Origin of the sequence: Paraburkholderia madseniana (genome assembly GCF_009690905.1) — a bacterium.
Taxonomy (GTDB): Bacteria; Pseudomonadota; Gammaproteobacteria; order Burkholderiales; family Burkholderiaceae; genus Paraburkholderia; species Paraburkholderia madseniana.
Genome location: NZ_VOSW01000142.1, coordinates 1 through 19,312, shown reverse-complemented (window position 1 = coordinate 19,312; position 19,312 = coordinate 1). Strand labels below are relative to the sequence as shown.

General features: G+C 61.5%; 20 protein-coding genes and 1 pseudogene. 18 read left to right on the top strand and 3 right to left on the bottom strand.

The window, feature by feature from the left end:
* The first annotated feature begins 618 nt into the window (after positions 1–618).
* The 6 genes from FSO04_RS41195 to FSO04_RS41175 all read left to right on the top strand — a co-directional run bounded on the left by FSO04_RS41195 (position 619) and on the right by FSO04_RS41175 (position 6,082).
* On the top strand, positions 619–1,764 hold the full coding sequence (locus tag FSO04_RS41195; protein WP_154567130.1) for a porin: 1,146 nt from the start codon (positions 619–621) through the stop codon (positions 1,762–1,764).
* 144 nt (positions 1,765–1,908) lie between these two features.
* Complete coding sequence (locus FSO04_RS41190; protein ID WP_154567129.1) at positions 1,909–2,376, top strand: MarR family winged helix-turn-helix transcriptional regulator; 468 nt, start codon at positions 1,909–1,911, stop codon at positions 2,374–2,376.
* A 16-nt stretch (positions 2,377–2,392) separates the two neighbouring features.
* On the top strand, positions 2,393–2,956 hold the full coding sequence (locus FSO04_RS41185) for an isochorismatase family protein (RefSeq protein WP_154567128.1): 564 nt from the start codon (positions 2,393–2,395) through the stop codon (positions 2,954–2,956).
* Between the two features lie 52 nt (positions 2,957–3,008).
* The gene (locus tag FSO04_RS41180; protein WP_168436002.1) at positions 3,009–4,355 is read left to right on the top strand and encodes an MFS transporter; all 1,347 of its coding nucleotides are present in this window, start codon (positions 3,009–3,011) and stop codon (positions 4,353–4,355) included.
* An 82-nt stretch (positions 4,356–4,437) separates the two neighbouring features.
* Entirely contained in the window at positions 4,438–4,614 is a 177-nt protein-coding gene (locus FSO04_RS46670; protein ID WP_166618364.1) for a hypothetical protein, read from the top strand.
* Between the two features lie 103 nt (positions 4,615–4,717).
* Complete coding sequence (locus tag FSO04_RS41175) at positions 4,718–6,082, top strand: glutamine synthetase family protein (protein ID WP_154567127.1); 1,365 nt, start codon at positions 4,718–4,720, stop codon at positions 6,080–6,082.
* 105 nt (positions 6,083–6,187) lie between these two features.
* Here FSO04_RS41175 and FSO04_RS41170 read toward each other — a convergent pair whose 3' ends face one another.
* Both FSO04_RS41170 and FSO04_RS41165 read right to left on the bottom strand, forming a co-directional pair.
* Complete coding sequence (locus FSO04_RS41170; protein ID WP_093632881.1) at positions 6,188–7,711, bottom strand: CoA-acylating methylmalonate-semialdehyde dehydrogenase; 1,524 nt, start codon at positions 7,709–7,711, stop codon at positions 6,188–6,190.
* A gap of 171 nt (positions 7,712–7,882) precedes the next feature.
* Positions 7,883–8,962, bottom strand: coding sequence for a hypothetical protein (locus FSO04_RS41165; RefSeq protein ID WP_154567126.1), 1,080 nt, complete (start codon positions 8,960–8,962; stop codon positions 7,883–7,885).
* 208 nt (positions 8,963–9,170) lie between these two features.
* Here FSO04_RS41165 and FSO04_RS41160 point away from each other — a divergent pair, with 208 nt between their 5' ends.
* The 4 genes and pseudogenes from FSO04_RS41160 to FSO04_RS48910 all read left to right on the top strand — a co-directional run.
* The gene (locus FSO04_RS41160) at positions 9,171–10,076 is read left to right on the top strand and encodes a LysR family transcriptional regulator (RefSeq protein WP_154567125.1); all 906 of its coding nucleotides are present in this window, start codon (positions 9,171–9,173) and stop codon (positions 10,074–10,076) included.
* A 130-nt stretch (positions 10,077–10,206) separates the two neighbouring features.
* Complete coding sequence (locus tag FSO04_RS41155) at positions 10,207–10,884, top strand: HAD family hydrolase (RefSeq protein ID WP_154567124.1); 678 nt, start codon at positions 10,207–10,209, stop codon at positions 10,882–10,884.
* A gap of 4 nt (positions 10,885–10,888) precedes the next feature.
* Positions 10,889–12,025 carry a DSD1 family PLP-dependent enzyme gene (locus FSO04_RS41150; protein ID WP_154567123.1) on the top strand — a complete coding sequence of 379 codons (1,137 nt, stop codon included), beginning with the start codon at positions 10,889–10,891 and terminating at the stop codon, positions 12,023–12,025.
* A gap of 25 nt (positions 12,026–12,050) precedes the next feature.
* A pseudogene (locus FSO04_RS48910) lies at positions 12,051–12,182 on the top strand (DNA-binding response regulator); the annotation flags it as partial.
* Positions 12,183–12,191: 9 nt separating this feature from the next.
* Here FSO04_RS48910 and hpaR read toward each other — a convergent pair.
* Entirely contained in the window at positions 12,192–12,599 is a 408-nt protein-coding gene (gene hpaR, locus FSO04_RS41140; RefSeq protein ID WP_097393792.1) for a homoprotocatechuate degradation operon regulator HpaR, read from the bottom strand.
* A gap of 177 nt (positions 12,600–12,776) precedes the next feature.
* On the opposite strand from hpaR, the gene FSO04_RS41135 reads away from it, so the two are divergent.
* From FSO04_RS41135 to FSO04_RS47275, 8 genes are all read left to right on the top strand, one after another.
* Positions 12,777–13,550: a fumarylacetoacetate hydrolase family protein gene (locus FSO04_RS41135; protein WP_154567121.1), complete on the top strand. Its 774-nt coding sequence runs from the start codon at positions 12,777–12,779 to the stop codon at positions 13,548–13,550.
* Complete coding sequence (locus FSO04_RS41130; RefSeq protein WP_154567120.1) at positions 13,547–14,305, top strand: fumarylacetoacetate hydrolase family protein; 759 nt, start codon at positions 13,547–13,549, stop codon at positions 14,303–14,305. Before FSO04_RS41135 ends, FSO04_RS41130 begins: the two co-directional genes overlap by 4 nt.
* A 76-nt stretch (positions 14,306–14,381) precedes the next feature.
* The gene (gene hpaE, locus FSO04_RS41125; protein WP_154567119.1) at positions 14,382–15,839 is read left to right on the top strand and encodes a 5-carboxymethyl-2-hydroxymuconate semialdehyde dehydrogenase; all 1,458 of its coding nucleotides are present in this window, start codon (positions 14,382–14,384) and stop codon (positions 15,837–15,839) included.
* Between the two features lie 61 nt (positions 15,840–15,900).
* Positions 15,901–16,764, top strand: coding sequence for a 3,4-dihydroxyphenylacetate 2,3-dioxygenase (gene hpaD, locus FSO04_RS41120; RefSeq protein ID WP_154567118.1), 864 nt, complete (start codon positions 15,901–15,903; stop codon positions 16,762–16,764).
* A 21-nt stretch (positions 16,765–16,785) separates the two neighbouring features.
* Positions 16,786–17,184, top strand: a complete 399-nt coding sequence (locus FSO04_RS41115) for a 5-carboxymethyl-2-hydroxymuconate Delta-isomerase (RefSeq protein ID WP_168436001.1) — start codon at positions 16,786–16,788, stop codon at positions 17,182–17,184.
* A 134-nt stretch (positions 17,185–17,318) separates the two neighbouring features.
* A complete protein-coding gene (gene hpaH / locus FSO04_RS41110; RefSeq protein ID WP_154567116.1) occupies positions 17,319–18,122 on the top strand; it encodes a 2-oxo-hept-4-ene-1,7-dioate hydratase in 804 nt (267 codons plus the stop codon).
* 10 nt (positions 18,123–18,132) lie between these two features.
* Positions 18,133–18,936, top strand: a complete 804-nt coding sequence (gene hpaI / locus FSO04_RS41105; protein ID WP_154567115.1) for a 4-hydroxy-2-oxoheptanedioate aldolase — start codon at positions 18,133–18,135, stop codon at positions 18,934–18,936.
* A gap of 185 nt (positions 18,937–19,121) precedes the next feature.
* Positions 19,122–19,312: hypothetical protein (locus tag FSO04_RS47275; RefSeq protein WP_206753087.1), on the top strand; the 191-nt coding region annotated here is incomplete at its 3' end.

Genomic DNA, 19,312 nt, shown 5'->3' with positions numbered 1-19,312 from the left:
CAGCGTCGTGGTCGTGACAGGCGACCCGCCGCCCGACCGTGGACAACCCGCGATTCAACCTTATCGGGAGGTGCCACACCGCATTAGACTCAACTGCAAATCTATCCGTCGAACCGGGTCAACCTCACAACCATGTCCCCGCACGTCTGTCAGCTATGTCTCCGGTCTATACACCGGCTGCAAAGAGAAGTAGGCAAGAGAAAGCAGCTCAAACCACTCCTGCTAAGTGGGCACCGTGGTTTGCCCAGGGTAGTGGTGCATCTGGAATCTGGGTTCGTGCACCGGCATGCGCTTGTGACAAGGGACTCATTCTTCCGGCGGCGCTGCGCGCGCCGAAGCGTACTTCTTAACACCGTCTGGTTCGCCCCCCTTCTCGCTTCGTCCTGCATCGCGTTCGGTCGCGCCGTACCTCGCCTTAACTTGGCTTGCCTCGCGTGTTGTTCGCTCGCTCTTCAATTGAATAGTTCGGATCGCAGACGGTTCGCGGTTCGGTTTTCGCCTCCCCTCCGATTGCTCCATCGGTGTTTCCGATTGGTGCCATCAGAATTCCTCGCTTTGCAAAAAGTATTGTCCGGAAAATCATGCGTCGGCCACTTGCCAAACCATTCCGGAGATCTTATGAAAAAGAAAGTCCTCGCTGTAGCCCTGGTCGGCGTCGTCGCCTCCCCCGCTTTCGCGCAAAGCAGCGTGACGCTGTATGGAGTCATCGATGAAGGGATCGACTATACGAATAACGTCGGACACGGTAGCGTCGTGGAACTCGCCAGCGGTTACGCTCAAGGCAGTCGCTGGGGCTTGAAAGGCTCGGAAGATCTCGGGGGTGGTCTCAAAGCAATCTTTCAACTCGAAAATGGCTTCGATCTGAATTCCGGGCGGCTCAATCAAGGTGGGCGCATGTTTGGGCGGCAAGCCTATGTGGGGCTGAGCAGCGATCGCTTCGGCTCCGTTACGCTTGGCCGTCAATACGATTCGGTCGTCGACTATCTCGCGCAAACTACCGCCAACGGCAATTGGGCAGGCTATCTGTTCGCGCACCCGTACGATAACGACAATACCGATAACTCGTTTCGTGTCGATAACACCATCAAATACGCCAGCCCGGATTTCTCGGGGTTTCAGTTCGGTGGCACGTATAGCTTCAGCAACGATACGAATTTCGCCAACAATCGTCAGTACAGCTTCGGCGCTCAATACGCAAACGGCGGTCTGCTGGTCGCGGCGGCCTATTTGCAGGCGAATAATCCCGGCGTGGGTTCCAACGGCGCAATTACCGCCAACGATGCAAGCTTCATCGCCGGCCGCATGCGCGTGTTCGGCGGCGGGATCAATTACACGTTCGGCTCGGCTACCGTCGGCTTCGCGTATACCAACTCGAACTACAAAGATCCAACCGGTAATGGGTATATCGGTATCCCGCTTGCCGCGAACGGCGTCGTGCTGAATACGCTCAAATACCAGAACTTCGAAGTGAACGGCAAATACCAGATCACACCCGCATTCTTTGTCGGCGCACAGTATGTCTACACGATGGAGACATACGACGCCTCGACCGGCAGCGTGAAACCCAAAATCCACTCCGTCGGACTGATGGCTGACTACAACCTGTCCAAACGCACGGACGTCTATGTTCAAGGCGAGTACCAGAAGGTCGCCGGCAGTTCTACCAACTCGATTCTCGACGACGCATTCATCCCAGGCACGCAGTCCCCCTCGTCGACGCAGAATCAGGTCGTGGCGCGCGTGGCACTTCGCCATAAGTTCTAAAAGTCGCGTTGCCACGCGTCAGCTCGATCACTCAAGACAAACACGGAATGCGTGACTCACCTTGCATTCCGCTGTCAATCCAGTCAACTTGACTCCCGGCAGATGTGAAGGTAACCTTCGTAGGTAACCTTCACATCTGCCGGTATGTCCAGCAACGACACTCAGCCCACACGGCCCCTCTCCGATCCCGACGCGTTGCATGCAACGGCGGAAGATTTGCGCGTACTTGTCGGCAAGTTGCGCCGCCGGTTGCGCGAAGAAGCCCATGTGGGCGATTTCACGCCGTCGCAGGTGCAGGTTCTCAGTCTGCTGGAACGCGAAGGTCCGGCAACGGTCACCACGCTCGCGCGCATCCTCGGTATGCGGCCGCAATCCATGGGCGAGACGCTTTCAGTTCTGAAAGCGGCCGGACTCGTGAGTGGCGCACCCGACCCGAACGACGGGCGGCAAACCGTTCTCTCCCTCACGCCGGCCTTCGGCAAGAAGATCAAGGCAAGCCGCGCGGCACGCGAAGACTGGCTATTCCGTACGATCCAGACCCGCTTCTCCGCCGCCGAACAGAAACAACTCGCGATTGGCGTCGACTTGCTCAAACGCCTCATCGACTCGTAACTCTCAGGAAAACACCATGGCCCTCACGACGCTCGGCGCAAAGACCGCATTGGTCGTCATCGATTTGCAGCAAGGCATCGTCGCGCTGCCCACCGCCCACCCCACCAGCGAAGTCGTCAAGCGCTCCGTTGGGCTGGCCGATGCATTTCGCCGCCACGGTCTGCCGGTGGTGCTCGTCAACGTGGCGGGCGGCGCGCCCGGTCGCGCGGAACAGTCGCGTCCCGCCGGTGACTTCCCCGCCGGCTTTGCGGACCTCGTTCCCGAACTGAATCAGCAGCCGTCGGATCATCTGGTGACCAAACGCACGTGGGGCGCGTTCACGAACACCGACCTCGAAGCGTATCTGCGCAAACAAGGCGTCACGCAGGTGGTATTGGTCGGCGTGGCTACCAGCATCGGCGTCGAGTCCACAGCGCGTTTCGCACAGGAACTCGGCTTCAACGTCACGTTCGCGGTGGACGCGATGACGGACATGAACCTGGACGCTCACACCAACAGCATCACGCGAATCTTCCCGCGCCTCGGCGAAACCGGCTCGACGCAGGACGTCCTCGATCTGCTCGAGACATCGCGCGCATGATCATGTGTCTGAACCGCTGCACAGTGCGAATCGTCCACGCGGGGATGTCCCGGTGAGTGGCACATTCCGTTCACTGCGCACGTTCAACTACCGGGTCTGGGCCAGCGGCGCAATCGTCTCCAACGTCGGGACATGGATGCAACGCACCGCGCAAGACTGGCTCGTGCTCACGGAACTCACGCATCACAATGCAACCTCCGTGGGCATTGTGATGTCGCTGCAGTTCGGGCCGCAAATGCTCCTGCTGCCCCTAACCGGCTATGCGGCCGATCATTTCGATCGCCGCAAGCTGCTGTTCGCCACCCAGGGGGCGATGGGCACGTTGGCGTTATGCCTCGGGCTTCTCACCGTGACCGGCCTCGTGCAGTTATGGCAGGTCTACGTGTTCGCGGGCTTGCTCGGCTGTGTCACCGCGTTCGATTCACCGGCGCGTCAGACCTTTGTCTCCGATCTGGTGAGAGAAGCCGATCTGTCGAACGCGGTCGCGCTGAACTCCACCTCGTTCAACGCGGCGCGCATGATCGGGCCTGCCGTCGCGGGGCTGTTGATCGCCTCGGTAGGCACGGGCTGGGTGTTTCTGATCAACGGGCTCTCCTTCGTCGCCGTGCTCGGTTCGCTGCGCATGCTGCGCATCAGCGAACTGAATCTGAAACCACGTGCGACACGCACGCGCGGCAGCTTCGTGGAAGGCTTCAAGTATGTGTGGACCCGTCCCGATCTGAAAGCCGCGCTGTTGATGATGTTTCTGATCGGTACGTTCGGGCTGAACTTCCCGATCTTCATCTCGACCATGTCGGTCACCGCCTTTCATGCGGGTGCGAGTCAATACGGTGTGCTGAGCTCGACCATGGCAATCGGTTCGGTAACCGGAGCGCTGCTTGCCGCACGCAGAGCGAAACCTCGTATGGCTCTTCTGCTCGGCGCAGCGGCGGTTTTTGGCGTGGGCTGCACGGTCGCCGCGCTAATGCCGAACTACGTATTATTCGGCCTGGCGCTCGTCGTGGTTGGCGTGGCGACGCAGACGTTCAACACGTCGACGAACAGCCTCGTGCAAATCTCCACTGAGCCGGCCATGCGTGGCCGGGTGATCGCGATCCTGCTGGCCATCGCGCTAGGCGGCACGCCACTCGGCGCGCCGGTGGTGGGTTGGGTCGCGGATCGCTTCGGCCCGCGTTGGGCGCTCGGCGTCGGCGCTGCATCGGGCTTCGCCGCGGCGATCGTCGGCTTGATGTATCTGGTCAAGTATCGTCAGTTGCGCGTGTATGTCGAGGCGGGGCGTTTGCGCTACAGCATTGACGACCCGCGCCAGGCGCCGCCTTATGTCAGTCCTGTTACGGCAGTACGGAATGCCGTGTTGAGCGAAGAGGAAGAGGAAGAGGATTCGTCCGCTGGGGTTTAAGGGCCGCTGCGCAAAGCGCAACGAAGCGCCCCGTCATTTCGTCGAGCAACGCGGCCGGCCCGCAGCTATACTCGTGTGCATCATGAAGCCCGCCGCATGGTCATTCAGCCGCAGTTGCCACGCCGATCCGGCGTGTGCGCACGCGCGCCTCGCCACGGCGCGTCTCAATCCCCTGCTGAACGTGATTCTCGCTTTCTGGGCGATCTGGCATTGCCGTCACGCGCGCCCCCCGCTGTTCTCTCTGCATCCGCTCGCCTGAACTGAATCCGACGCCGCCATCCGCGGCTCTTCCGATTTTTTTCGTCGCTTCGCGCGCCTGATGCGGAGGACGAGGCACGCGCCAATGCGCAGAGAGAACCGACATGCAATTCGCCCACGAACAGGAAGCGCTGAGTTTCCTTGAACAGAATCCCGATATCGATCTGATCGAACTCTTTATCGTCGACGCCGCCGGCGTGCCGCGCGGCAAGCTGCTTCATCGTGAAGAACTACTCGCCGTGTATCGCGGCGGACGGCCGCTGCCGAGCGCGATCATGAATCTGACCATCAACGGCGACGACACCGAAGACAGCGGCCTCGTCTGGGACGTGGGCGATATCGACTGCCGCGCCTATCCGCTGCCGGGCAGCCTCGTGCGCCTGCCGTGGCGCAAGATGCCGACCGCCGCCGTGCAGGTTCAGATGCACCCCGAAGAAGGCCTGCCCGCCGGCGTCGCCGATCCACGGCAACTGCTTGCGCGCATCGTCGACGATCTGCAAGCGGAGGGTTTCTTTCCGGTGATGGCGTGCGAACTCGAGTTCTATCTGCTGGATGCAAAACTCGACGCACAGGGTCGTCCGCAACCCGCGCTCGATACCGACGGCCGCCGTCCGCGAACAACCCAGGTGTATGGCCTGCGCGAACTCGAACAGATCGAACCGTTCCTGAAGGATCTCTACGATGCCTGCCGCGAACAGAACATTCCGGTACGCACTGCGATTTCCGAATACGCACCGGGCCAGGTGGAGATCACACTCGAACACGGCCCCGCGCTCGAAGCGATGGATCATGCCGTGCGCTACAAGCGCATCGTCAAAGGGGTCGCGAACGCGCACGGCATGAGCGCATGTTTCATGGCGAAGCCGTTCGCCGACATCGCAGGTTCCGGCATGCACATGCACGTGAGCCTCGCCAATGAAGCCGGCGACAACCTGTTCGCCTCAGAAGACAAAGCCGGCACGCCACTGCTGCGCCAGGCCGTGGGCGGCATGTTGCACGGTCTGCTCGATTCGATGCTGATGTTCTGCCCGAACGCGAACTCGTATCGCCGCTTCCAGGCAAACAGCTACGCGCCGTGCACGCCGACATGGGGCGTCGACAACCGCACAGTCAGCCTGCGCGTGCCGGGCGGTCCGGCGCCGAGCCGGCACGTCGAACATCGCGTGTGCGGCGCCGATGCGAATCCGTATCTCGCTGCCGCGGCTATTCTCGCGGCCTCACACCACGGCATTCGCGAACGCCTTGACCCGGGGGCGCCGATCGAAGGCAACGGTTATGCGCAAGCCACCACACTGCTGCCCACCGACTGGTTGAGCGCCTTAAACGCGCTCGAACAGTCAGACTGGGCGAGGGACGTATTTGGCGCAAAATTCCTTAAGGTGTTCCTGGCGATCAAGCGCGCCGAGTACCGGCAGTTCATGGGCGAAGTCGGTGAACAGGACTGGCGCTGGTATCTGAACCAAGCCTGATTGTTTGTCGCTGCGTGCCGCGTGCACGCTGCTGATTCATTGCAAAAAAGCCGCGCCTGAAAAATCGGGCGCGGCTTTTGAACTACGGCAATACTGTTCTATTGCTTACTTCGCCACCGGCATCGTGAACTCGGCACCCTTCGCGATGCTATCCGGCCAGCGCTGCATGATGCTCTTGTAGCGCGTATAAAAACGCACGCCTTCTTCGCCATATGCATGGTGATCGCCGAACAGCGAACGCTTCCAGCCGCCGAACGAGTGCCATGCCATCGGCACCGGAATCGGCACATTTATGCCGACCATGCCCACCTGAATCTGCCGGCCAAACGCGCGCGCCACACCACCATCCGACGTAAAGAGCGACACGCCGTTGCCAAACTCGTGCGCATTGATTAACTCGACCGCGCTCGCGAAATCGGGCACGCGCACCACCGCCAGCACCGGGCCGAAGATCTCTTCCTTGTAGATCTTCATCTCCGTACCGACCTGGTCGAACAGCGTCCCGCCGATGAAGAAACCGTCTGCGTTCGTGACCGGATGCGCGCGGCCATCGACGATCAGCTTCGCGCCTTCCGCCACACCCGAGTCGATATAGCCGGCCACCTTGGCCTTATGTTCGGCTGTAACCAACGGGCCCATTTCAGCGTCGAGGTTCTCGCCGTTCTTGATCACCAGCGACTTCACGCGCGGCACCAGGCGCTCGATCAGTTCATCGGCGACATTGCCCACCGCCACCGCGACCGAGATCGCCATGCAGCGCTCGCCTGCCGAACCGTACGCGGCGCCGATCAAGGCGTCCACCGCCTGGTCCAGATCGGCGTCCGGCATCACCACCAGATGATTCTTCGCGCCGCCGAGCGCCTGCACGCGCTTGCCGCGCTTCGATGCTTCCGTATAGATATATTCGGCGATCGGCGTGGACCCGACAAACGACAGCGCCGCGACGTCCGGGTGTTCGATCAGCGCATCCACGGCCACCTTGTCGCCGTTCACGACGTTGAACACGCCATCAGGCAAACCGGCTTCCTTCAGCAGTTCGGCAATGCGCAACGACGCCGACGGGTCACGCTCCGACGGCTTCAGCACGAACGTGTTGCCGCAGGCAAGCGCAACCGGGAACATCCACATCGGCACCATCACCGGGAAATTGAACGGTGTGATCCCCGCCACTACGCCCAGTGCCTGACGCAGATTCCAGTTGTCGATGCCGCCGCCGATCTGGTCGGTGAAATCGGTCTTCAGCAGATTCGGAATGCCGCAAGCAAACTCGACCACTTCGATGCCGCGCACCACCTCGCCTTGCGCGTCCGTGAACACCTTGCCGTGTTCGCGGGTGATCAGCATCGCCAGTTCGTCGTGGTGTTTGTTCAGCAGTTCCTTGAACTTGAACAGAATGCGGGCACGCTTGATCGGCGCGGTTTCGCTCCAGGCGGGAAAGGCAGCCTTGGCGGCCTTGACCGCCGCGTCCACTTCCTCGACCGATGCCAACGCGACCGAGCCGGTCACCTGGCCGGTGGCGGGATTGAACACGTCCTTGAAGCGGCCGCTGGTCGACGCAGCCGGTGCACCGCTGATGTAATGCCCCAACTGCTGCACCGACAACTTCGCTTGTTCGTTCACTGCATTCATTTCGTTCCTCGTGTACGGGATAGGCCGCAGGGGTTGACCCGCCAACTGTATCGACGGCGCCGGTCATATTCCCGATACAGCACAATAAAACCGCGCCTCACTGTATTGTTTTTCACGAGGCAACTGTATTGGCCGGTGGGGCCGGCGCAACGTCAGGCAAAGACGCCCAACTCAGCGCCATTGCTCGGTCAATTCATTGGCCAGCACCATCTTCTCGCGGATGAGCTCGATAAAGTCTGCGTCCGCGCCGTTCTGCGCCTTGAGGAATTTCAGCGCCGCGGAATGAACGGCTCGCATCGACCGGCCGTCGATCCCGGCCATGCGCGCCGCGCTGCGACGCGTTTCCTCAACCAGATCGCGCGCGCTGCTGAAGTCGGGTGACAGGCCGGTCTGCGCCTCGAACCCGGCGCGCAATCCGGCCGCATAGTCACGCGACTGCCCCAGCCGGTCGACGTCGATCATCAGATCAACGCCGTCGGCCATACGCAACGCACAGAGAATCCATAGCGCAACGAAGGCTCGATACGCGTTATTGCCTTCCGCCGTGCGCGCGTATTGCTCGCACGCCATGGCGTAAGCGTCATCCGAAGTGGGCACGGCAGGCGGCAAGCTCACGCCGCAGATTTCGATGGCCTGCCGGACCAAGGGCTCCGTCTGGTTCAGGCCCAGCACGCGAAACGGTGCGGCCAAGAAAAACGGATTGCTCCATTGCTGATTAAGCAGCCACCCCGAGGCGAACTGCGATGCGGGATTTCGCAACACGGCTGCATGCATGACCTGCGGGAAGGCTTGCTTGAGCCACGGCAGCCGGCCCGACGAACGGCAAAACTTGAAGACGGGCACGCTGCCGTGCTCGGCGGTGCGTTCGCACAGGTTGGCCAGATAGGCCTGCAAGGCGGGGAATTCCGCATCGGGTGCAGGTGCAAAGCGATCGGTGCCGAAGCGCTTCCTGTATCCGGCTACGCCACGCGCGCCCTCCTGAAGGAACGGCCGGTATTCTTCGAAATATGGCGCGGCGAGCGGCGGGTGTCCAGAGGTCAACGTAGGACGGGACGCGGAAACGTCGGCGAGGCTCAGATCGGCGAGTACGTTGCTGAACGGCTCATAGAATCCAGTCACGGAATCAAGTGCGCGCAGACGCGACCAGACCCACGTTCCTGCGCTGCGCCAGCCCGTGTGCAGAAATACCCCCTGTTTCAGGGCACTTTGTTGCGCGGCGACGCCAGGACTCGGTCCTTGTGACAACGGCATGGGACTTCTCTTCAAATGGAAGTAACAACGATTCGACGGACGGCAGGTGCTGCCTGCCCCATCTCGCTCAATCGCCCACTTTAGCGAGTGAAGCTGTCGACTTCGTTACGGAGGTATCAGTCTACCTTGCAAGAACGTCTTGTGACGCACTGGAACAGCGCATCCAAACGCTTTAAGCTGCCAGACTCCGAACTCAAAAGTTGCCGCTATGAACGACTCGGCCGATATCCGGTTTCTGCTGGCCATCCGCGAAAGTGGCAGCCTGATCGCCGCGGCGCGAAGACTGGGGCTGTCGCCCTCGGCGGTGACCCAGCGCCTGCAGCAGCTCGAAAAGAAACTGGACACGCAGTTGGTGAACCGCACGGCGCGCCGTTTGCAGTTCACGGAAGAGGGCGTGCTCCTATGCGAACGCGGCGCCGAACTGGTCCAGCAGTTCGACTCGCTGTTCGAAGACCTGCAGACACGCCGGGGCGGTCTGGTCGGCACGCTGAAAATCAATGCGCCGCTGGGATTCGGCCGCCGCCACCTGGCGCCCGCCATCGCCGACTTCCAGCAGCAAAACCCGGATATCGACGTGGCGCTCACACTGTCCGACCAGCCATTGACCGAAACGATGGACCGCTTCGACATCGTCGTGCATATCGGCGATTTGCCGGTATCGAATCTGGTCGGTTATGCGATCGCACCGAATGCGCGCTTCGTGTGCGCCGCACCTGCGCTGCTCAAACGTATTGGTCAGCCGGAGTCACCGGAAGCGTTGAGCAAGCTGCCGTGCATCGTGCTGCGCGAGAACAACGAGGACGTCTCGCTGTGGCAGTTCAGCAAGGGCCGCACGCGCCGCAGCGTGCGCGTTTCTCCGCATTTGAGTTGCAACGACGGCGACGTGATCCGCCAGTGGGCTTGCGAAGGCCGCGGCGTGATCCTGCGCTCCGAATGGGACGTGGCCGAGGACATCGCGAGGGGAAGACTCGTACGGTTGCTGCAAGGCTGGAAGGCACCAGACGCCGACGTGATCGCGCTCACGCATCAGCGAACGGGAATGCCCGCTCGTACGCGGCATTTCATGCAGTACCTGCAAGGTAGATTCAGGCCGCAGCCGCCGTGGAGAAGATAACGCGCGAAACGTGGCGAATCACGCCGCTAATGACAGATTCATTCAAACTGAATTTTAGAGTTACCTTGGCTGAACTCCACGCGAGCAATGAAACTTTATAATCGGCTCACCGTTCCTCGCCGGTTAAATCATGACCTCCGTATCGACTCCGACCGCCTACCCCAAGGCCGTCCTCTTCGACCTCCTGACCGCCCTGCTCGATTCGTGGACGTCATGGAATCACGCCGCGGGCTCCGAACAGCTAGGCCGTGCGTGGCGCGCCGCCTATTTGCGCCTGACCTACGGCTGCGGCCGCTACGTTGCGTACGAACAATTGGTGCGCGAGGCGGCGGCTGAAGTTGGATTGCCTGAATCCGCCGCGCTCGCGCTCGAAACCGACTGGCTGAAACTTGCCCCCTGGAGTGGCGCTCTCGACGCCTTGCAGGCGCTCAGCCCGCATTGCAAACTGGCGATCGTCACCAACTGCTCGATCCGCCTCGGCACGCAGGCTGCCGGGCTTTTCCCGATCCACTGGGACGCTATCGTCACCGCTGAAGAAGCCGGCATGTACAAGCCGGACCCGTTGCCTTACCGGCTCGCGCTCGGCAAACTTGGCGTGGGTGCCCATGAGGCCGCGTTCGTGGCCGGTTCCAGCTACGACATGTTCGGCACAGCCGCGGTCGGGTTGAGGACATACTGGCACAACCGCGTAGGTCTGCCGCTGGTGGCGGCAGCACAGCCGCCCGACATCGAAGCGCCCACGCTCGACTCGCTGATCCCATGGCTCAGCCGGTTCGGCCAGACCGAAAGCCACTCCATTCCCCGGTGAAACCATGAAACTCGAGCACATCGACACCCCTGCCGCGCTGATCGACATCCCCCGGATGCAGAAGAACATCGCGAGAATGCAGGGACATATGAACACACTGGGGGTCGCATTCCGTCCGCACGTCAAGACCACCAAATGCGTCGACGTGGTCCGTGCGCAAATCGCCGCCGGTGCGCGCGGCATCACGGTCTCGACCCTCAAAGAGGCGGAGGCCTTCTTCGCGGCCGGCGTCAGCGATATTCTCTACGCGGTCAGCATCGCGCCTTCAAAACTGCCGCGAGCGTTGGCGCTGCGCCGCCAGGGTTGCGATCTGAAACTGGTGGTCGACAATCCGACCGCCGCCTCGGCCATCGCCGCGTTCGCGGACCAGCACGGCGAATCCTTTGAGGTGTGGATCGAGGTGGACACGGATGGCCACCGCTCGGGGATTACGCCGGAACAGGACACGCTGCTCGAAGTCGGCCGGATTCTGCATGAGAACGGCGTCAAGGTGGGCGGCGTGATGACCCACGCGGGTTCCAGCTACGAGCTTCATACGCCTGCGGCGCTCGCCGCGCTGGCGGAGCAGGAACGCGCCGGCTGCGTGCGCGCGGCGCAACGGCTGCGCGACGCAGGCATTCCGTGCCCAGCCGTCAGCGTCGGGTCGACGCCCACGGCGCTGGCCGCCGGGCAACTGGATGGCGTAACCGAAGTGCGAGCCGGGGTCTACGTTTTCTTCGATCTGGTGATGCACAACGTAGGCGTGTGCGCGCTTGAAGATATCGCGCTCAGCGTGCTCGCCACCGTAATCGGGCATCAGGAGGATAAAGGCTGGGCGATTCTCGACGCCGGCTGGATGGCGATGAGCCGGGATCGTGGCACCTCGAAGCAGTCGCACGATTTTGGCTACGGCCAGCCATGTCTGCTGAACGGAACACCGCTTGGCGGTTATGTGGTGAGCGGCGCCAATCAGGAGCATGGGATTCTGTCGTCATCGGAAGAAGGCGCGCATGCCGACGACATCGCGCAGCGCTTTCCGATCGGGATGAAGCTGCGCATCCTGCCGAATCATGCATGCGCGACCGGCGCACAGTTCCCCGAGTATCACGCGGTTTCGGCGAATGGCGACAGCGTCGAGTGGCGGCGCTTTCAAGGGTGGTGAGGAGCGGGTCAAACCGCGGCACGGTGCCACCGTGCGCGACTATCTGCGCTGCGCTTACAAAAAGCTCGGCATGCACGACAAAAGCCAGATTCCATGGCCTCGCGGGTTGAGAGAGAACGCTGCCACAAACCCCTCGGCGCCCAACCAGGGCGATTGAGCCTCCGCTTCACTCATCCTCTTCTTCGAGGCCGGCAAGCAGATCGTCGACCGCGCGATACACGCGCTCGACGATTTCCGGCCCGACCTTGCGCTCCAGCTCGCGATAGTGCGCCTCGAGATCCTTCGAGATCACGCGCACCAGGTCCACGCTCGTCTCGGTGAGCGACACCAGCACGCGGCGCTGGTCTTCCGCGAAACGCTCCTTGGTCACCAGTTCCATGCTCTCCATGCGCGCGAGCACACCCGCCATGCTCGGGCTCGAAATCGTGCAGATATCGGAGATGTGACGCGGCTCCATCGGCCCGTGCTCATTGAGCGCGCGAATCACGCGCCATTGCTGCTCGGTCAGTCCGTGCGCGGTAATCAATGGCCGGAAACGCTCCATCATTTTTTCTCTGGCGCGCAGCAACAACATCGGCAGGTTGCGGTGCAAAACTCGGGTAGAAGCGGATGCGGACATGGCGGATAAGTTAAAAGCAACTGTCGAAGCTTAAGGGAAAACCCGCGATCGGCCGACAGGCTATTGACCGTGGATGATATCAAGCGCAATACTACTAACATGTTAGTGTTTTTGCCGAGAGACAGCTAATTTATGTTTGCACTTGCCGATCACCTGCTGCATCCGGAAGGCGACGCGCTGCCTCGCGACGTGGATGCGCACACCGTTGCCGCGCTGCTCGCACGCGGCATTGCCTGCCGTGCGCCGGTTTCCGGCGCAGTTTATGGAACCTTGCTGAACGACCGGGCCGCTTTGGAGGCCTTGGGCGAGGCGGCGCATGCCGCGCCCTACAAGGCCCCGCCCAAGGCGCCGATTCTCTATCTGAAGCCGCGCAATACACTCGCCGGTCATCGCGCACGAGTCGTCGTGCCTGACGATGCATTGGGCGTGGAAGTTGGCGCTTCGCTGGGTATCGTGATCGGTCGCACTACAACACGCGTTAGCGCGGATCAAGCGTTCGACTACATCGCCGGCTACACACTGGTCGCCGATCTGAGCGTGCCGCATAGGAGCGTGTACCGGCCTTCGGTACGGTTCCGGGCGCGCGACGGTTTTTGCGTGATCGGACCGGCGGTGGTTGCAGCGCGTCATATTGCTGCGCCGGACAATCTGGCGATCACGGTTTCGCTTCCAGAACGCGAGGTCTTCACTGCGAATACTGCGTCGTCGGTACGCAACGTGGCGCAATTGCTTGCGGACGTAACCGATTTCATGACACTGAGTGCCGGCGATGTCATTACGCTCGGCGTGCCTCATGGTTCGCCAGTTGCCCATTTCGGCGACACGGCCACGCTATCGATTGGCGGATTGCCGCCGCTCGAGGTGTCGTTTGTCGGTGCAGCAGAACAAGATGGAGAACAGCAATGATGCGCGGCCGTGTTGCGTATGCAGGAGCGATTCACGAAGCCTATCCGGACGCCAACGGCGTGCGCCTCGCCGACGGCCGCGTGCGTCGTGAGGATGAAGTGGTGTGGCTCGCGCCGATCGAGGTCGGCACGATCTTCGCGCTTGGCTTGAACTACGCGGAGCACGCGAAGGAATTGCAGTTCAACAAGCAGGAAGAGCCGCTGGTCTTTCTCAAGGGTCCGGGCGCGGTCATCGGTCACCGCGGCTTCACGCGCCGCCCCGGCGACGTCACCTTCATGCACTACGAGTGCGAGCTGGCGGTGGTCATCGGCCAAACCGCGCAGAACGTCAAGCGCGACGACGCCATGCAGCATGTGGCCGGCTACATGATCGCCAACGACTACGCGATCCGCGACTACCTGGAAAACTACTACCGCCCCAACCTGCGCGTGAAGAATCGCGACGGCGGCACGGTGCTCGGCCCCTGGTTCGTCGATGCCGCCGATGTTGAAGACGTCACGCAACTCGAATTGCGCACCTTCGTGAACGGCACGCGGCAGCAACACGGCAACACGCGCGATCTCGTCACCGGTATCCCGGCGTTGATCGAATACCTGAGCAGCTTCATGACCCTCGCACCCGGCAACGTGATTCTGACCGGCACGCCGGAAGGCATCGTCAACGTCAATGCGGGCGACGAAGTGGTCTGCGAAATCGACGGCCTTGGCCGTCTCGTCAATACGATTGCATCCGACGCGGACTTTGGCCGCGCCTGATCGACTGCTTTGCATGGGATCGGAGTAAGACTAAAGCGCTAACCCCGATCGACAGCTAAAGAGAAAGGACAAGACAATGCGAATCGAACATCTGATCAACGGCAAATCGAGCGCCGCAAAAGACTACTTCGAGACCGTCAATCCGGCAACGCAAGAGGTGCTCGCGCAAGTGGCGCGCGGCGGAGCGGAAGAAGTCGACGCCGCCGTGCGTGCGGCCAAAGAGGCGTTTCCGGCATGGGCCGGCAAGCCCGCAGCGGAACGCGCAAAAATCATCCGCAAGCTCGGCGAGTTGATCGCGAAGAACGTGCCGGACATCTCCGAGACCGAGACGAAGGACACCGGTCAAACGATCTCGCAGACGCGCAAGCAGCTCGTGCCGCGCGCCGCCGACAACTTCAGCTATTTCGCGGAGATGTGCACACGCGTCGACGGCCACACGTATCCCACCGATACGCATCTGAACTACACGCTGTTCCATCCGGTCGGCGTCTGCGCACTGATTTCGCCGTGGAACGTACCGTTCATGACGGCAACGTGGAAAGTCGCACCCTGCCTCGCGTTCGGCAATACCGCCGTGTTGAAGATGAGCGAACTGTCGCCGCTGACCGCCTCGATGCTCGGCAATCTCGCGCTCGAAGCCGGAATTCCCGCCGGCGTGCTGAACGTCGTGCACGGCTTTGGCAAGGACACCGGCGAACCGCTGGTGGCGCACCCGGATGTGCACGCAGTGTCGTTCACCGGATCGACGGCAACCGGCAACCGCATCGTGCAAACGGCCGGCCTGAAGAAGTTTTCGATGGAACTGGGCGGCAAGTCACCCTTCGTGATTTTCGACGACGCCGATTTCGAACGCGCGCTCGATGCCGCCGTGTTCATGATCTTCTCGAACAACGGCGAACGCTGCACGGCGGGTTCGCGCATTCTGGTGCAGCGCTCGATTTATGCTCGCTTTGCCGAGCGTTTCATCGAACGCGCAAAACGTTTGACGGTGGGCGATCCGCTGGCCGACAGCACGATCGTCGGCCCGATGATCAGCCAAGGGCATCTGGCCAAGGTGCGCAGCTACATCGAACTGGGTCCGAAGGAAGGCGCCACGCTCGCGTGCGGCGGACTCGATGCGCCCGACTTGCCCGAATCCATGCGCAAAGGCAACTTCGTGCAGCCGACGGTATTCGTCGACGTCGACAACCGCATGCGAATCGCGCAGGAAGAAATTTTCGGCCCGGTCGCCTGCCTGATTCCGTTCGACGACGAAGCCGACGCAATCAAACTCGCCAACGACATCTCCTACGGCCTGTCGAGCTACATCTGGACCGAGAGCACCGGCCGCGCGCTCCGCGTCGCCGCGGCTGTGGAAGCAGGCATGTGCTTCGTCAACAGCCAGAACGTGCGCGATCTGCGCCAGCCGTTCGGCGGCACCAAGGCATCGGGCGTCGGCCGCGAAGGCGGTACGTGGAGCTATGAAGTGTTCCTCGAACCGAAAAACGTGTGCGTATCGCTCGGCTCCCATCACATTCCGCGCTGGGGCGTCTGAAACGCGGGTCATTTGCGCGCGAGGGCATCACGCCTCGCGCCACACAGAACAGGAGACCGCGATGGGCAAACTCGCGTTGGCAGCAAAAGTCACTCACGTCCCGTCGTTATATCTATCCGAACTCGACGGCCCGCATAAGGGCTGCCGCCAGCCGGCAATCGACGGCCACCATGAAATCGGCCGGCGTTGCCGTGAATTGGGTGTGGATACGATCGTCGTCTTCGACGTGCATTGGCTGGTGAACAGCGAATACCACATCAATTGCGCGCCGAAGTTCGAAGGCGTCTATACGAGCAACGAACTGCCGCATTTCATCAAGAACATGCCGTACGCGTATCCCGGCAATGTCGGTCTCGGCGATCTGATCGCGGAAGTCGCCAACGAAATGGGCGTGAAGAGCCGCGCCCACAGCGAGACCACGCTCGAACTCGAGTACGGCACGCTGGTGCCGATGCGCTATATGAACAGCGACCAGCACTTCAAGACCGTATCGGTAGCTGGCTGGTGCATGTGGCACGACCTCGAAACGAGCGCGCGCTTCGGCCTCGCCGTACGCAAGGCCATCGAGGGCCGTTACGACGGCACCGTGGCGATTCTGGCGAGCGGATCGCTGAGCCACCACTTCGCCACCAACGGCACAGCCGAGCAGTTCATGCACAAGGTGTGGAGCCCATTTCTCGAACAGATGGACCGCCGGGTGGTCGAGTTGTGGGAGGCTGGCGACTGGAAAACTTTCTGCGAGATGTTGCCACTCTATAACGAGAAGTGCTGGGGCGAAGGCGGCATGCACGACACCGCGATGCTGCTCGGTGCACTGGGTTGGGATCGTTACGACGGCAAGGTTGAAGTCGTCACCCCGTATTTCGGGAGTTCGGGCACTGGCCAGATCAATGCGATCTTCCCCGTGACGCCCCTGCCCGCTTGAGTCCTGAGAAAGGAGCTTACCGTGCCCCATTTGACACTCGAATACAGCGCCAATCTTGCTGATGAAGCAAGCATCGGACAGCTTTGCACCTCACTCGCGGCTTGCCTTGACGCGCAGCGCGACAACGAGCAACGCGTTTTTCCGCTCGGCGGCATCCGCGTGCGCGCCTTGCGCTGCGACCAGTACTGCATCGCCGACGGCCGACCCGACGCCGCCTTCCTGCATGCGAACCTGAAGATCGCCGCGGGCCGCTCGGACGCCACCAAAAAAGCGACCGGCGACGCACTGTTTGAAGCGATCAAACAGCACTTCGCCGCAGAGTTTGAAAAACAGGGACTGGCGTTGTCGCTGGAGATCAATGAATTCAGCGAATCCGGCACGTGGAAACACAACAATTTGCACGCGCGGCTTAAGGCCTGAGACCCGGCCTGGAGCCTGGAGCCTAGGCCCGAGACCTGGGCTTGAGGCTTGAGGCTTGAGACCCGGGCTTGACGCTTCGGCCGAACATTCCGACCCGCTAGCTGGGCCTGGCAGCCGCTCATAGAGAATCTATCATGCTAGACGAACAGACAATCCGCGAGCTTGCGGCGCAACTCGACAACGCCGAGAAAACGCGCACCCAACTGCGCCACTTCTCGGCGAAGTATCCCGACATGACCGTACAGGACGGTTACGCGATCCAACGCGAGTGGGTAAAGCTCAAACTGGCCGAAGGCCATGTAATCAAGGGGCGCAAAATCGGCCTGACGTCACGCGCGATGCAGCGTTCGTCACAGATTGACGAACCCGACTACGCGCCGTTGCTCGACAGCATGTTCATCGAAGGCGGCCAGGACATCCGCGCCGACCGCTTCATTGCACCGCGCGTGGAAGTCGAACTGGCCTTCGTATTGAGCAAGCCCTTGAAGGGCCCTGGCGTCACACTCTTCGATGTTCTGGACGCCACGGCCTACGTGACCCCGGCCGTGGAGATTATCGACGCCCGCATCGAACAATTCGACCGCGAGACGAAGGCGCCGCGCAAGGTCTACGACACCATCTCCGACTTCGCGGCGAATGCCGGCATCGTACTGGGCGGCCGACCGGTGCGTCCGCTGGACGTCGACCTCCGCTGGGTTGGCGCATTGCTCTATAAGAACGGCGCCGTGGAAGAAAGCGGCCTCGCGGCCGCGGTACTGAACCACCCCGCGACGGGCGTCGCATGGCTCGCCAACAAGATCGCTCCATACGACGAAATCCTGAACGCGAACGACGTAATTCTGAGCGGCTCCTTCACGAGCCCGATCCCGGCAAGAGCGGGCGACACCTTCCACGTCGACTATGGCCGGCTGGGCGGCATTGGTTTGAATTTCATTTGAGTGTGCCGACATGTCTCTACCGCAAAACACATTCAAGCGTGCGCTAGCAGAGGGCAAGCCGCAATTCGGCTTATGGGCGGCGCTTGCCGATGCGTACGTGACTGAGTTGCTGGCCACGGCCGGCTTCGATTGGTTGTTGATTGACAACGAGCACGCACCGAACGATATCCGCAGCACGCTGGCGCAATTGCAGGCGGTAGCTGCCTACGCATCGCATCCGGTGGTACGTCCCGTACGAAGCGACAGCGCATTGATCAAGCAATTGCTCGACATAGGCGCCCAAACCTTACTGCTCCCGATGATCGACACGGCGGAGCAAGCTGCGGACGCAGTCGCGGCAACGCGCTACCCACCGCATGGCATTCGCGGCGTGGGGAGCGCATTGGCGCGGGCATCGCGCTGGAACCGGATACCGGACTACCTGACCACAGCGTCGCAGGAGTTGTGCGTACTGGTCCAGGTAGAAACCGTGCAAGGCATGGATAATCTTTCGGCTATTGCGGCGGTGGAAGGCATTGACGGCGTATTTTTCGGACCCGCGGACCTGAGCGCGTCGATGGGCTTGCTGGGTAAGCCAGGCGACGCGAGCGTACGTGAGGCGATATGCAATGGCATCAGGAAGGTGCGGGACGTCGGCAAGGCGGCGGGCGTGCTAGCGCCGGACGCGGGGATTACCGCCGAATATCTGGCGGCAGGCGCGACGTTTGTGGCGGTGGGAACAGACACGGGTCTATTGAGCCGGGCAGCAGCAGATCTGGCGGCCTCATATAAAAGGACAGCACCAACGGCAACACCGACGAAGGGCGGCTATTAACAAAACCGCGGCGATGGGTTTCAGAAAACAAAACAGCAGCGACCGGTTTTAGAAGTACTCTTCGGCGCGCGCAGCGCCGCCGGAAGAATGACACCCTTGTCACAAGCGCATGCCGGTGCACGAACCCAGATTCCAGATGCACCACTACCCGCAGCAGACCACGGCGCCCACTTAGCAGGAGTGGTTTGAGCCGCTTTCTTTGCTTATCTTTCTTTGCGGCGGCAAAGAAAGTAAGTGCCGCCCCGCACAGCAATGCTCTCAACTTAAGCCCCATTCCATCAAGCGACCTTGTACGCGAGATGGAGATGGGGTTTGGCTTTTCTGGGCGGTCGTGGGTAAGAGCGCGAGGGCTGAATACGACATCGGGCTCCGTGGA

Coding starts and splice junctions, on each gene's coding strand:
- FSO04_RS41195 (WP_154567130.1), top strand. CDS start 619: ATGAAAAAGAAAGTCCTCGCTGTAGCCCTGGTCGGCGTCGTCGCCTCC.
- FSO04_RS41190 (WP_154567129.1), top strand. CDS start 1,909: ATGTCCAGCAACGACACTCAGCCCACACGGCCCCTCTCCGATCCCGAC.
- FSO04_RS41185 (WP_154567128.1), top strand. CDS start 2,393: ATGGCCCTCACGACGCTCGGCGCAAAGACCGCATTGGTCGTCATCGAT.
- FSO04_RS46670 (WP_166618364.1), top strand. CDS start 4,438: ATGAAGCCCGCCGCATGGTCATTCAGCCGCAGTTGCCACGCCGATCCG.
- FSO04_RS41175 (WP_154567127.1), top strand. CDS start 4,718: ATGCAATTCGCCCACGAACAGGAAGCGCTGAGTTTCCTTGAACAGAAT.
- FSO04_RS41170 (WP_093632881.1), bottom strand. CDS start 7,711: ATGAATGCAGTGAACGAACAAGCGAAGTTGTCGGTGCAGCAGTTGGGG.
- FSO04_RS41165 (WP_154567126.1), bottom strand. CDS start 8,962: ATGCCGTTGTCACAAGGACCGAGTCCTGGCGTCGCCGCGCAACAAAGT.
- FSO04_RS41160 (WP_154567125.1), top strand. CDS start 9,171: ATGAACGACTCGGCCGATATCCGGTTTCTGCTGGCCATCCGCGAAAGT.
- FSO04_RS41155 (WP_154567124.1), top strand. CDS start 10,207: ATGACCTCCGTATCGACTCCGACCGCCTACCCCAAGGCCGTCCTCTTC.
- FSO04_RS41150 (WP_154567123.1), top strand. CDS start 10,889: ATGAAACTCGAGCACATCGACACCCCTGCCGCGCTGATCGACATCCCC.
- hpaR (WP_097393792.1), bottom strand. CDS start 12,599: ATGTTGTTGCTGCGCGCCAGAGAAAAAATGATGGAGCGTTTCCGGCCA.
- FSO04_RS41135 (WP_154567121.1), top strand. CDS start 12,777: ATGTTTGCACTTGCCGATCACCTGCTGCATCCGGAAGGCGACGCGCTG.
- FSO04_RS41130 (WP_154567120.1), top strand. CDS start 13,547: ATGATGCGCGGCCGTGTTGCGTATGCAGGAGCGATTCACGAAGCCTAT.
- hpaE (WP_154567119.1), top strand. CDS start 14,382: ATGCGAATCGAACATCTGATCAACGGCAAATCGAGCGCCGCAAAAGAC.
- hpaD (WP_154567118.1), top strand. CDS start 15,901: ATGGGCAAACTCGCGTTGGCAGCAAAAGTCACTCACGTCCCGTCGTTA.
- hpaH (WP_154567116.1), top strand. CDS start 17,319: ATGCTAGACGAACAGACAATCCGCGAGCTTGCGGCGCAACTCGACAAC.
- hpaI (WP_154567115.1), top strand. CDS start 18,133: ATGTCTCTACCGCAAAACACATTCAAGCGTGCGCTAGCAGAGGGCAAG.